Raw genomic sequence first — 13,436 nt, 5'->3', positions numbered from 1 at the left:
ATTGTCATTTGGTTAATCGGTTATGCGCTTAAAGTGAATGAGCCACTCAGCATGTGGCATTATTTTCATTTAAAATTAATATTCTTTTAGCAACCAGCCGCTCAGATAAGCAAAATATTCTCTCAGCCAAGCATTGTAGCGCGTCATCAAAGGCGTTTCAGCGCTCACAGTATAAATGTCGCTATAGCCTTGTTTTTTCGCAATAGCAGATGCTCTGAGGGTGTGAAAATCGCTGGTCACAATACTGATTGGCATATCTAATGTGATTGCATATACTTTTAAAATTGCTTTTGTATTTTTCAAGTTTAGTTCGGTACTGGTGCTTTGATCTTCAGTGGCGATGCGCTGTATTGGAATAGAGTGCTGCTGTTCAAGATATTTAGCCATCGCCTCCGCCTCAGTTTGATTCTCCCACGTTCCGAGTCCGCCAGTCACCACGATCAGCGCATCGGGATGTCGTCTGGCAACATCTGCAGAACGGTCTAAACGCGCAGCTAAGGTTGGAGAGGGCTTGCCTTGGATAAGTCCACTTCCAAGTACAATAATAGCCTTTAGATCAGCTGTATTTTCAGATTGATTGATGTTCGATTTAAGATATAAAAAAAATCCAGCGACACTGAGCGCCCAGATTAAAAATAAAATCCAAGCCAAGTTTATAAATTTTTTAAGAATGTTGTTTTTGGGATGGGTTTTATTCAGCACAACGCTGATTTTCTTTAAATAAAACGCATATAAGCAAAGCCCTAAGCCAATCAAAAAAGGCAGTAAAGTACCCAGATGAATTTTCTTTTGTAAAATGAGAAAGAGTCCATCTAAAAAAAGAATTGCACCTACACTCATCATGCAAATTTGCATTAATCTTATTTTATTCGGTCTAAAAGTTTGAACAAGTGTTTGCTTCATACGTTGCGCTATTCGAATTTTTCGTGTCAATCATAACCCAGCACATAAGGTATTTGTAGAGATAAAAAACCGAGCACTGAGGCTCGGTTTTGGTATGAATAAATTTTATAGGTATTTTATTGCATTAAAAATGAGATGAAGTACTCAATTCAAATGCACTCAACAATATACTCATGGTCAATGTACTAAAATGAATTCCTTCATGATCAATATATAGCGCGACTAATAAACATCACTGCCAGAGCAGACTTCACGATTCGTAAACATCACGGCCACTAAACATCACGGCCACTAAACATCATGATTAATAAACATCACGACGATAACGTCCATTTTGTCGTAAATCATCCACACAGGTTTCACCTAGAATATCAATCAATGCCTGATCAACATCTGAAGCCATGCCTTGAATACTTCCACAGACATAGATAACGGCATCGTTAGCAATCCACGTTTTTAGTTCTTCAGCATGTTCACGTAATTTATGGTGCACATACACTTTTTCAAGTTGATCACGAGAGAAAGCCAGATCGATGCGTTTAAGCATGCCTGTATTTTGCCAAGCTTGGATGGTTTCTTTATAAAAGAAATCATTCGCTTGTTCGCGCTCACCAAAGATTAACCAGTTTTCAGTATAGTCTGAACGAATACGTGCAGAAATAAGGCTCATCAAACCTGCAATACCAGTTCCATTACCAATACAAATAATTGGACGATTATCATTAATTAGGTGGAAGGACTCATTGGTACGAATACGTAGAGAAACTTCGTCACAAGTAGAAAGGTGCTGAGTCAGCCAGCCTGATCCGAGACCGAGCTCTCCTTGAGCATTACTTTGTTGGCGAACCACTAAGCGTAAAACCTGTTGCTGCGGAATGCTGGCAATGGAATATTCACGCGTAGGAAGGTCAGGTAATTGTTCAAGTAAATGATCCATATTGGCAAAAGGTTCAACAACCGTATTTAGGTTTTTGTTCCATAATGCTTGAGCAATATTGATATTGAGCGAATCTACATGCGTGTTTGCCGAAATCTGATGCTGAGCTAAGAACGCCTCAATACGTTGCTGGCTGTTACCTGGTTGAATTTCGGCAATATCACCCGCTTGCCAGTCTGCTTGATGCTTGGCTTGAAGTTCAATATTAAAAGCAGGGGCACCTTGGCTATTTGGATTGAGCAAATTACGTTTTAGTAATTTCCATTGGTCAAATACTTTATCAATCGACATCGTTTGTAGTTCAAGATTGGAAACCTTGGCGAGTGCGTTATTCCATTTTTCAATATTAAGGTTATCTGCGTTATTCACTTCTATTGTGTTGAACAGGGCATGAGCATGATTTTTATTTAACCAAGTATCAATTTTATGACCAAAAGAACAATATGAATCGGGATATTCTTGTGAGCCAAGAGCTAAAACTGCATATTGAAGATGGCTGAGATCCAGATTTAGACTTAAAATTTTCTTATCAAAAGAGGTTGCTAAATCAGGTGCTTCGCCCGTTCCATAGGTGCTTGCAACAAACAGAATTTGCTTATTCTCTTTAAGATCATCTTCAGTCAATTGTTGTACAGATTTTACAGTCACAGGTTGGCGTGCTTGTTGTAAGCTGGTCGCAGTCCGCCAAGCCAATTGTTCAGAAACTCCAGTTTGTGTGGCATAGGCAATGAGCCATGGTGTTGCATTTGGATCGATCTCTGTATGTAGAACACCTTGTTTAGCCGCTAAAGTTAGTTTCTTTTGCTTGCGGCGTTTCAGATAGAGCATCCAGCCTGTGACAAAAAATAACGGCATTGCAAGTGCTGCAAGCATGGCAATAAATTGATAAACAGGTCCCATGAAACTACCACGGTGCACAGGTAGCATGCTGCTCATGATTTGTTCATTGAGCTTCTTATCTTCATACAGTTCAAGTGACTCAATTTGAGCTGTTTGATAGTTGAATATAGCCTTATTACGTGCACGTTCATGTTGTGGAATTGCGTCGACAAAAGTCAACTCCAGCTTGCCATCATCTTTTTTAGGTAAGTTAAAGGTTAGGCTCGAATATTCACGATTTAATTGTGGTGTAAACCCATGCCATGTTTGATTTAAAGCATTTTGAATCTGATTCGACTCTAAACCTTTAGGTCTGCGACGCTCAGAACGAGGTTCATTAGATCCAGATGCATTGGGTGTAGATTGTGCATTTACTGGACCTGCTGAAGCAGTATTTGAATTGCGATTTTCTCTACCCGCCATTTGATTTGGCTGTTGTATATTCTGTTCAGCTTGACCTTGACGACCCGAATTGGCATTAGGGCGCTCTTGTACAGTGGCTTGTGGGCGCTCGACCCCCAGCACTTTAAACATGCCGTTACGCCACCAATCATAGGACCAATACAAACCGGTCATGGCAAAAATGAGATAGAAAATAATTACCCATGTGCCCACAACTGCATGCAGATCCCAAATAAAGTTACGACCTTTTAGCTTGGGCTTAACCGCTAACCATTGACGCCAAGTGTGTTTCTTTGGCCATCTTAAATACAGACCACTCAGCACAAAGAAAATTAGCATGAGAGCACATGCCCCCGTAATTTGCTTACCTACTGGACCGACGGTTAAATTTCGATGCAATTGTTGAATAAATGCAAAGAACTCACGACCTTTTATGTCTGGCAGTAATTCAGCACTATAGGGATTAATCATCATGGTAAAACCACGACGGGCACCTTCTTTAACGACATTGATACTGGATGATTCAGATGCTGCTGAAGCAATCGTGATGCTGTTAATTTTGAGTGCAGGATCTGTTTTATAAAAATGTTGATAGATTTCAGCAGGGTTAAGCTTTTCACGATTTTCGACTTGAACCGTGTAACTGTCCTGATTTATCCACTTAAGTATTTGTTGTTCATAGGAATAAATTGCGCCTGTAACACCCATTAAAGATAGGATTAATCCGGCGGTGATTCCTAGAAACCAATGTATCTGAAAAAAAGTTTTCTTTAGCATGTGGGTACAATGGAAGTATGATTATTTTCGATTTCGCAATTATATCTGAAGATTAAGCAGAGAACGTGGATTTTTGAGGATAATATTTATTCTCATTATCAATCGCATTGAGTTTTAAAAGTCGAATAAAAAAACCTCCATGAGAGGAGGCTTTAGTGCGATTTTAAATCAACATACATTTATAGCGTTTTAGCAGGACCTACGGTTTCATTGAGGTGCTTACGAACAGTTTGAAATGAAAAGTTTTTGGTATTCATACGTTTTGGTAGAATATAAGCGCCTTGCTGATCTTTAACTTTAAAATTAACCAAGATAAAGTCTGGCGTGTTATACCACTCGTAAATGTCTTTCCACGCGATTGAACCTACACCTTCTTGTAGGCCCATTTTTTGACGCATCACGATTCCATGGGGTTGAACACCCAATTTTATTCCAGCAATTTCTTGAACTGGGAATTCGTTCATTTTGCGTTTTACATACCATTCAAGACCAAATTTACGAACTAAAAAGTAGACCGCAACTGAAACAAGCGCGACCCAAAAAATAATCGTAGAGTAGTTTTTGATTAAAACTAAGCCTAAAATTGAGATTGCAACAACTGCAGCCATAATCGCCCAAGCTTTAGTACCAATTTTATTGGTACTGCGCCAAATCGCTAATTGAGCATTCCGTTGTTCAGCTTCTGTTACATCATAAGGAACAGGTTGTAGGGTGTAGGCGTAAAGGTTTTTCGCAGTCATAATGTCATTAATAAGAAATGTAAATCTCGGCAGAGTTTAGCATTAAATTAGTACAATCAGGGAGTATATTGTACTAATTTACTGTGTATATAGATTGTGCTTTTATAGTGATGCCAATTCAGTGGCTTGTTCATCACGATCATAGCTTAAACTTTGCTTAAGTGCGCTTAACTGTTTCAAAATGCTAAACATTAATGAAAGTTGTTGAAGCACAATCAATACTTTCGTTGATTCTTCATCACTCGAATTGAGGCGTTCACGCAAAGTTTGTTGCATATTATGTAAGCTTAATTCAGGCATCTCATCATAAAGTAGTACACCACGAATATCCGATAATGCTTGATTGAGTAAATTTAGAGTGGCTTCATCATGTAGTTGTTCTCGATGTGCCCCTAAAGCTGCCACATAACTGATAAAGGTATGATTCAGACATAAAAACTCAAAAGCTTGGGTTTTTTGTGATGCATCAAAATCTGGTTCTGTTGCTAGTGTAGAAATAAGCGATGCTAAATCTGCATCACGATTATGTGCAGTTCGACGCACGATACGATAATTTAAACTATTATTTCGACCATGTTGATATTGTTCAACCACTTCTGCTAAATAATCACATTGCGCATTGAAGGCACGTGAAATCGTGTGCGGAAGTCGTCTAAATTTCCAATCTGGGAAAATAAAGGTCACACCAAACCATGCTAGAGCACAGCCGATTAAGGTATCAATTAACCGTGGAAGAGCGGCATCGAATCCTAAACCGTCTAAATTAAAGTTAATTAAAGCCAAAGTGGTCATAAATGCCGTGGCTTGTGCATATTGCTTACTTCGTAACTCGAAAAATAAAACACCACATAAGATCAAGAGTAATAATTGACCTTCGATAGAGGGAATAAAATACAAGATTGCGAAACCTAAAATAATACCGCCGATCGTGCCCAGAATACGTAACCGTAAACGGCGTTTGGTGGCGTTAAAATTCGGTTGGCTCACGAACAAGGCGGTCAATAAAACCCAATAGCCATATTCAATATGAGTAACTTGGACAAAGATATATCCAATTAAAAGCACTATAGATACGCGAATCGCATGGCGAAATAACACTGATTCAGGGGTCAAGTTTTGTTTAATACGACTGGTGATATCTTCCCAGCCTTTTAAGTCATCATCTTTGAGCTGATTTTCAATATGTTTACTTTTATCGAGTTTAATATAACGCTCTGTCTCAACATTGCGTAACTGAGCATCAATGGCTTTTAGATTTTGCATCAAGGCAAAAAGAGCATTAATCCACAGTAGATCATGTTGCTCATCTTTACGCATTTTCTGTAATGATTTGGATAAATTATTAAATGCATGTTCAAAGCGTGGATTATGGGTATAGGTGCTTCGGTGCAAAATGCTCTCGCTTAAATCTTTGCAGGCTTTGGCTTGTAAGGACATCACACGCTGAAATCGGAACAAAATATCACTGTGTTCAAAAATCATCGCTAATTTTTGATAATCAATATGTGCCGAATCTGCGCGCTCATGGATATCTTGAGCAACAAAATAATATTGCAGACTTCGTCTCGTCTCGATCTGACCACGATCGCCTTTGAGTCGAGTTAAAAGTGTTGAACGTATGGTATTAAAAATCGCAATCAATTTCCCGTTTTCAAGTGAAAGACTGATCATGCTTTGTTGAAAACTTGATGCCGTCATATCAACATCGAATAAATTTGATTTGGCAAACAGGAAATTACCCAAAGCAGAATAGCTATTGGCAAGTTGATCTTGAACTTGTCTAGCTGGAAAAAGCAAAAAACTCAGCGTTGAAATTGCACCATACCAAGCTGCACCAATAACCAATAAAATCGGTTGTGTATACCAGTCATCAAATATATCGACACCCAGCATGGCATAGACTGAAATGACGAGACAGCCGTATGAAATAGTGGCATAACGACGCCCTAATGATCCTAATAAAATTAGTGCAATACATGACAGGATCAATCCTGTTGCAAATAAAAATGGATAGGGGAATAACAGTTGTACAGAGGCTGCTGCAATAAAGAAACCCAGATAGGTATACAGCAAATTCATGATACGAACTGAAAAACGGTCGTCAATATCACTTAATCCAGCTGCGACCACGCCTAAGGTCAAAGGGATGGTGAGGAGTTGATTACCTAAAAGATAAGGAACAAAGGCTGTGCCCGAAAAAGCAATGATCATGCGGATGTTGTACATGAATGTTGTGTTATAGGTTGCTTTACGGAGTCTAGTGAGCCAGCTATTCAAGATTAAATCCTTATCAAACTTTTAGGTCAAACAGATTGCAAACAATTGAATACGTTTATGGATTTAAAGACGTATTCAATGAAGTCTACTATGGAAAAATATTTTTTATACAGTTTATACATCTATATCGTTAAGTTTATGACGTTGCAAAATCATTGATTTTCGAACTGCACAATTGTTGTTTTAAATGATTCAATTGCGGCAATAGGCTAAACATCAATGAAAGCTGTTGAATAACAATGAGTGATTTAGAAACATCAAGATCGGATTCATTTAAGTGCTGCTGTACTGTATTTAAGACAGTATAACTATTGAGGTTTGGCATTTCATCACTCAAAAAAGTAAGTTCAATATCCTTCAATGCCAAATCGAGTAAATCTAGAATTTCAGGCGCTTCAATTATTTCACGATGAGCGCCTAATGCTGCAATGTAACTTAAGAATGTATGATTTAAACATAAAAATTCGAAGGCTAAAGCTTTATGCGTTGGGTCATAGTCAGGTTCTGTTTCAAGGGTGGAAATGAGCGAGGCAATCTCGGCATCTGTATTGTGAGCAGCACGACGCACCAATCGGTAATTTAAACTATTATTTCGGCCTTCACGATATTGAGTAATGACTTCTGCTAAATATTCACTTTGCGATTTTAAGGAGCGCTGAATCGTTCTTGGTAAGTTGCGAAACTTCCAATCTGGAAAAATGAACAGAATACCGAGCCATGCGAGGAAACAACCAATAATCGTATCGATTAGACGAGGAATGGCTGCTTCATAGCCGACGCCATCAAAGTTGAAATTAATTAAGGCTAAAATCGTGATAAATGCGGTTGCTTGTGCATATTGTTTACTGCGCAATACCAAGAAGAGTGCACCACTAATCGTGAGTATCAACAGTTGTCCGACCAAAGAAGGTACAAAATAAAGCACAATATAACCAATAATGATGCCGATAAAAGTCCCTAAAATTCTTAAATATAAACGACGTTTGGTGGCATTAAAATTGGGTAAACAGACAAAGACTGAGGTCAATAAAATCCAGAAACCTGATGGAATATTGGTAATTTCAACCAGAATATAACCGACAAAAAGAACGGTTGATAAACGAATCGCATGCCTGAATAAAATAGATTCGGGTGTTAAGTTTTGTCTGACTCGAATCACAATATCAGACCAGCCTTTTAAATCATCATCATTTAATTGGTGGTCTAGAGATTTGTCATGGTCATGTTTTATATGTTGTTCTGTTTCGATATTATTCAGTTGATGATCAATGGCTTTCAGATTTTGATAAAGAGAGCTTAATGAATTGATCCAGCTGAGGTCATAATTTTTCTCATCCCGAAGTTTTTCGATTGAAATTCTTAAGTTTTGAAACTTGACTTCAAATTCTGGATTATGTTTATAAAAATGACCATGTAAAATGCTATCGCTTAAATCCTTACAGGCTTTTGCTTGTAAAGAAAAAATCCTTTGAAAGCGGAACATGATATCGCTATGTTGGAAAATTTGGGTCAGTTTAAGATAATCGAAATGGGAGGAGTCAGCACGTTCATGTATATCTTGAGCCACAAAATAATATTGCAGACTTCGACGAGTATCCAGTCGGCCACGGTCACCTTTCAGTCGAGTTAATAAGGTGCTACGCATTTCATTGAACATGCTCACCAAATGACTATTCTCAAAAGACAAACTAATCATACTTCGCTGATAGGTTTGAGCTGTCATTTCAACATCAAACAAATTTGATTTTGCGAAGAGCACATCGGCTAATGATGAATAACAAAGCGACAATTGATCTTGTACTCTGCGGATAGGGAAGAGTAAAAAAAAGATCGTCGAGATTAAACCGTACCAGACCGCGCCAGAAACAAGCAGGGCAGGTTGTACATACCACGGTTCAAATAGATGTACGCCCAGCATTGCATAGACTGTCACCACCAAGCATCCATAAGATATTGACGCATATCGTCTGCCCAATGAACCCAATAAGATCCATCCAATACAGGCAACAATAAAGCCACACGCAAACACAAAGGGATAAGGAGATAAAAGCTGTACGGCAGTGGCAGTAATGAAAAAACCAATGTAGGTATAAATCATATTCATTATTCTGACCGAGAAACGATCATCAATGTCGCCTAAGCCTGCGGCAACCACTGCTAATGAAAGCGGAATAGTGAGTATTTGATTACCAATTAAATAAGGAAAAAATGCAGTTCCCCCAAAGATAATCAACATACGTATTGTGTATAGAAATGTGGTGTTATAGGTTGCTTTTTTCAGCTGAACCAACCAAGTATTCAAACCCCAATCCTTAAAGTGCTTTATTTTTCGATGCGGATTATATGATGAATATAAGATGAATATTCACTTATCTTTAGCAGAAATTTTATGATGTTCGGTATAGACTTGAAAATATACAGTCTTCAATTTGAATAACAGCAGATGTCGAAAATTATAGATAGACAGCAGTATGCGACAAGCTGGATCATTCTATTGGCTTTACTGACCTCTTTGGGTCCGTTGTCTATAGATATGTATCTACCCGCCTTACCGCAAATGGCGAACGATTTTGGGGTTAGTACCCAGCAAATTTCAAATACATTACCCGCATACTTTTTGGGGTTGGCGATTGGTCAATTATTTTATGGTCCTCTGAGTGATCGGATCGGACGAAAAAAACCATTGTATTGGGGAATGGGACTATTTGCGTTTGCAAGTTTTCTTTGTGTCATCGCCCCAAATGATTGGGCTTTAATTGCAGCACGCGTTTTACAGGCTTTGGGCGGTTGTGTAGGTGTTGTAATAGCACGTGCTGCTATACGAGATAGACTAGACACTCAAGGATCTGCACAAGCTTTCTCAAGCATGATGATTGTGATGGGCTTGGCGCCAATACTTGCACCGATTATAGGTGCATTCATTTTACAGTTCTTTCCTTGGGAAGCTGTCTTCATTACGCTGACTTTGATCGGATTATTCTGTCTGTTCTGCGTTCATTATTTTTTTGAAGAGACCTTAAGTGTTGAGCACCGATTAAAACTCAGTTTTAAACAAGTGGTTTTACTTTATTCAACGATTATACAAGATCGAAGCTTTAGAATGCCTATGCTGGCGGGTTGCTTAACAGGCGCAGCACTTTTTGCATATATTAGTTCGGCTTCAGCAGTTTTTATGGGTGAATATCATCTAAGTCAGCATGCATTTGCTTATGCATTTGGATTTAATGCTTTTGGTATTATGTTGATGTCCTCCGCAAATAAGTATTTAGCTAAAAAGATAACGGTGATGCGCCGTTTAAAAATAGGCGGAATACAGCAGTTATTGGGCGCAATCATCGTGATGATGTGTGGTTTCATACTTAATGCACCACTGTGGCTACTCATGCTCGGTTTATTTCTAACTGTGTCTGGGATTGGTTTTACTGGACCAAATGCAATGGCGCTCGCAATGTCGAAGCAAGGTGCGCGTGCTGGAACAGCGAGTGCCATTATGGGAAGTATTCAATTTTCATTCGGACTTTTAGGCGGCATCATCTTGAACTTTTTATGGGCGAGTCCAGTGATGAATATGGGGATACTAATGGTGTTTTTTACCGCGGCTGGACTGGCTTGTATATTTAAACTCGCTCAAAACCCAGACTTTAAAATGATTTAAGCGAGACTGGATTCGTTGAAATATAGATTCATCGAATAATGGATTAATCAGATAAGGCATTCATCAAATAACATTGCAATCAAAAAACATCGCAATCAAAAGAAAGCGCTATCAAAAATAGCGCAACAAAAAAGAGCCGCAAGGCTCTTTTTTTGAATCATCTTAAGCTCTTAATCTAAAAATACTGCAAAATTTTCAACAGATTCTCTTGGTGTGATGAAGGTATTCACAATTTCATTTGGATCGGCATAACCAAGTGCCATGCCACAAATCAATTCTTCATTCTCTGGTGCATTGAGTATATTCAACACAATCGAATGGAAATGATTCCAAGCTGCCTGAGGACAAGTGTCTAAGCCACGAGCTTTCGCAGCAACCATCACATTTTGAATCATCATGGCTGTATCCATTTTAGAACCAATTCCCATGGCTTTATCTACCGTAAAAAATAGTCCAACGGGTGCATCAAAAAGTTGATAATTACGCAGATGTTGCGCAGCCATTTTTTCTTTTTCACCTTTTTGAATATTCAGTAAACCATAAAGTCCCCAGCCATTTTCACGTCTACGTTCAATATAAGGTGAGAACCAGTTTTCAGGATAATAGGGAAAAGTTTCTGTATATTGAGATGCAAGTTCAGGATTTTTAAAGAGATCATTTTGCGCATCGCATACTTGAGTAATAAGTTCTGTTCTTTTTTGACCCGTGACGACATAGACTTTCCAAGGTTGAGTATTGGTGCCTGATGGCGCGCGAGATGCAACCTTTAGAATATCTTTAATGATTTCAACATCTACAGCTTTATTTAGAAAAGCACGAATCGACTGACGAGATGTAATTGCTTGATCAACATATTGAACTTGTTCAGAACTCATAAAAACTCCGTGTAAATATTTTTTGAATTTTTTGACACTTTTACTATATACGATAGTCGTATATAGAAACCATTTTTTTAGGATAAATTAGTGTAAGTGTAAGATATATATAATAATATGAAATATTAATATTAAATTGTGATTGAGATGGAAACTAAAAGTATGGAAAACGTATTTTAATCTTGTTGATAACTTGTTAGAATAGGTAACGGACCAATACACATTATGTTACTTGTTAAGTATCTAATGTAAAAATATTTTATATGCAGTTAAGTGCAATATTTGATCGTAATTGTTTGGGCAAGATTGTTTAGTCAAGATAAAGCATCGATCACGATTGAAATCAAAATTTGATGGAGATCGATATGCATGGAAGCAGCTTAATTACAATTTTGGAGTTCTTATGAGTCAATTAAATCGCAGTCCTTATATTTTCAAAACAATTCTAGCAATTGCAGTAACTACGGCGATGATGAGTTCAGTACATGCTGCTACTGATAAAGAAGAAATTCAAAAACTTCGTCAAGAAGTTGAAGCATTAAAATCACTTATTCAACAACAACATCAAGTACAACAACAGCAACAAGTTCAATTAACACAGGTTCAAGCGCAACCAGCAGCAGTAGCTTCACCGCAGATGGGTCTAAAATCTAAAGCAGGTGCAGAAGTTAATCTTTATGGTTTTGTTCGTGGCGATGCGAACTATATCATTGAAGGTGCGGATGATGACTTTAACAGTGTGGGTAAAGTGGGCGCTGGTGGGAATAATCCTGGTTCAGTTGAAGATAAACTACGTGCGACAGCTAAAACTACGCGTCTTGGTTTGGATTTTAAAACTAAGGTAGAGGGAGCGGATGTAGGTGGTAAAGTTGAAGTCGACTTTGCAGGGGCCAATGAAGCACTTCGTATACGTCATGCATACATTACATTGAATAATTGGTTATTCGGACAAACGACGTCGAACTTCTTGTCGAGCCATGCGCCAGAGATGATCGACTTTGGTACAAACGTAGGTGGCGGTACAGCACGTATTCCACAAGTACGCTATTCACATAAACTTGCACCAAATACCTTGTTGTTGGTTTCTGCAGAAGAGGGTAACAGTACAGCTTCAGGTTCAGGGCTTAAATACAGACTCCCAAATTTAACGGCTAAAGTGACTCAAGGTTTTGCAGACGGTAAGGGTAATGCATCTGCTCGCGCTTTGATTGAAAACTATAAATCAGAAACCGTAAATGATGACCAGATCGGATGGGGGGTGGCAGCGGGTGCAAACTATCAAGTTACTGACCCATTTAAAGTATCGGCCGATGTGTCTTACGTGAAAGGCAACAGTAACTATCTTTATGGTTCAAATTCTGCGTACAGTATAGTGAATGGTGATATTGAACAAAATGAGTTTGTAGGTGTTCAAGTTGGTGCGACTTATAAAATCTTACCGAATCTCCGTTCAACTTTAGCGTATGGCGCATTATTTGCTGACAATGGCACTGATTATGCGAAAGCCAATGCAACCTCTGCAAATGAAAAAGTACAACAAGCATGGATTAACTTTATTTACTCACCAGTTAAACCTGTAGATCTAGGTGTTGAGTACGTAAATGGTAAGCGTGAAACATTTAGCGGATCAAGCTTTAAAGATAATCGTATTGGCTTAATGGCGAAATATAACTTCTAAAAGTTTTTATTAAGCTAAAAAACCGAAGCTATGCTTCGGTTTTTTTATGTCATATTTTATGTCATATAAGAAAAAAGATATGATTAAGACTAAAGTATAATTAAAAAATTGCGTTTATTTTATTCAATATAAAGACAATTATTAAAAAAAATGCATAATCTGCCGAGTAATGGTGTAGCCTTTTCGCTCAAATTTATTATTATTGCCAAGTATTGTCTTGGATCTGGGGTAAATATTGAGAAAACAGGTCAGTTTTAAGTAGATATATTTTAGTCAAAAGACTTTTAAAGCTTTGTTTAAGCTTGATATGTTG

The 13,436-nt window shown here is 38.1% G+C and carries 8 protein-coding genes; 2 read left to right on the top strand and 6 right to left on the bottom strand.

Annotated elements, in window-relative coordinates:
- Positions 1–75: 75 nt before the first annotated feature.
- The 5 genes from V5M36_RS11620 to yccS (V5M36_RS11600) form a co-directional block, all read right to left on the bottom strand.
- Positions 76–903, bottom strand: coding sequence for a YdcF family protein (locus tag V5M36_RS11620; protein ID WP_445206271.1), 828 nt, complete (start codon positions 901–903; stop codon positions 76–78).
- A 304-nt stretch (positions 904–1,207) separates the two neighbouring features.
- Positions 1,208–3,898 (bottom strand): PepSY domain-containing protein, encoded by a 2,691-nt coding sequence (locus tag V5M36_RS11615; RefSeq protein WP_338559169.1) that lies wholly within the window; start codon positions 3,896–3,898, stop codon positions 1,208–1,210.
- 179 nt (positions 3,899–4,077) lie between these two features.
- Positions 4,078–4,638 (bottom strand): YcxB family protein, encoded by a 561-nt coding sequence (locus tag V5M36_RS11610; RefSeq protein WP_338559164.1) that lies wholly within the window; start codon positions 4,636–4,638, stop codon positions 4,078–4,080.
- A 102-nt stretch (positions 4,639–4,740) separates the two neighbouring features.
- Positions 4,741–6,915 carry a YccS family putative transporter gene (gene yccS, locus V5M36_RS11605; RefSeq protein WP_338559161.1) on the bottom strand — a complete coding sequence of 725 codons (2,175 nt, stop codon included), beginning with the start codon at positions 6,913–6,915 and terminating at the stop codon, positions 4,741–4,743.
- A 136-nt stretch (positions 6,916–7,051) separates the two neighbouring features.
- A complete protein-coding gene (gene yccS, locus V5M36_RS11600) occupies positions 7,052–9,217 on the bottom strand; it encodes a YccS family putative transporter (protein WP_338559159.1) in 2,166 nt (721 codons plus the stop codon).
- 141 nt (positions 9,218–9,358) lie between these two features.
- On the opposite strand from yccS (V5M36_RS11600), the gene V5M36_RS11595 reads away from it, so the two are divergent.
- A complete protein-coding gene (locus V5M36_RS11595; RefSeq protein ID WP_338559156.1) occupies positions 9,359–10,570 on the top strand; it encodes a multidrug effflux MFS transporter in 1,212 nt (403 codons plus the stop codon).
- A gap of 170 nt (positions 10,571–10,740) precedes the next feature.
- Here V5M36_RS11595 and V5M36_RS11590 read toward each other — a convergent pair whose 3' ends face one another.
- Positions 10,741–11,445, bottom strand: a complete 705-nt coding sequence (locus tag V5M36_RS11590) for a nitroreductase (protein ID WP_338559154.1) — start codon at positions 11,443–11,445, stop codon at positions 10,741–10,743.
- Between the two features lie 403 nt (positions 11,446–11,848).
- On the opposite strand from V5M36_RS11590, the gene V5M36_RS11585 reads away from it, so the two are divergent.
- Complete coding sequence (locus V5M36_RS11585; protein ID WP_338559152.1) at positions 11,849–13,123, top strand: DcaP family trimeric outer membrane transporter; 1,275 nt, start codon at positions 11,849–11,851, stop codon at positions 13,121–13,123.
- Positions 13,124–13,436: the final 313 nt, after the last annotated feature.

The sequence above is a fragment of the Acinetobacter sp. KS-LM10 genome, assembly GCF_036896575.1.
Lineage (GTDB): Bacteria > Pseudomonadota > Gammaproteobacteria > Pseudomonadales > Moraxellaceae > Acinetobacter > Acinetobacter avistercoris.
The sequence above is the reverse complement of the archived record's forward strand: the minus strand, read 5'-3'. Positions and strand labels throughout refer to the sequence as shown.

What these genes read in the sequence shown, in the direction of transcription:
- V5M36_RS11620 (WP_445206271.1), bottom strand. Translation starts at nt 903, where the DNA reads ATGAAGCAAACACTTGTTCAAACTTTTAGACCGAATAAAATAAGATTA.
- V5M36_RS11615 (WP_338559169.1), bottom strand. Translation starts at nt 3,898, where the DNA reads ATGCTAAAGAAAACTTTTTTTCAGATACATTGGTTTCTAGGAATCACC.
- V5M36_RS11610 (WP_338559164.1), bottom strand. Translation starts at nt 4,638, where the DNA reads ATGACTGCGAAAAACCTTTACGCCTACACCCTACAACCTGTTCCTTAT.
- V5M36_RS11595 (WP_338559156.1), top strand. Translation starts at nt 9,359, where the DNA reads ATGTCGAAAATTATAGATAGACAGCAGTATGCGACAAGCTGGATCATT.
- V5M36_RS11590 (WP_338559154.1), bottom strand. Translation starts at nt 11,445, where the DNA reads ATGAGTTCTGAACAAGTTCAATATGTTGATCAAGCAATTACATCTCGT.
- V5M36_RS11585 (WP_338559152.1), top strand. Translation starts at nt 11,849, where the DNA reads ATGAGTCAATTAAATCGCAGTCCTTATATTTTCAAAACAATTCTAGCA.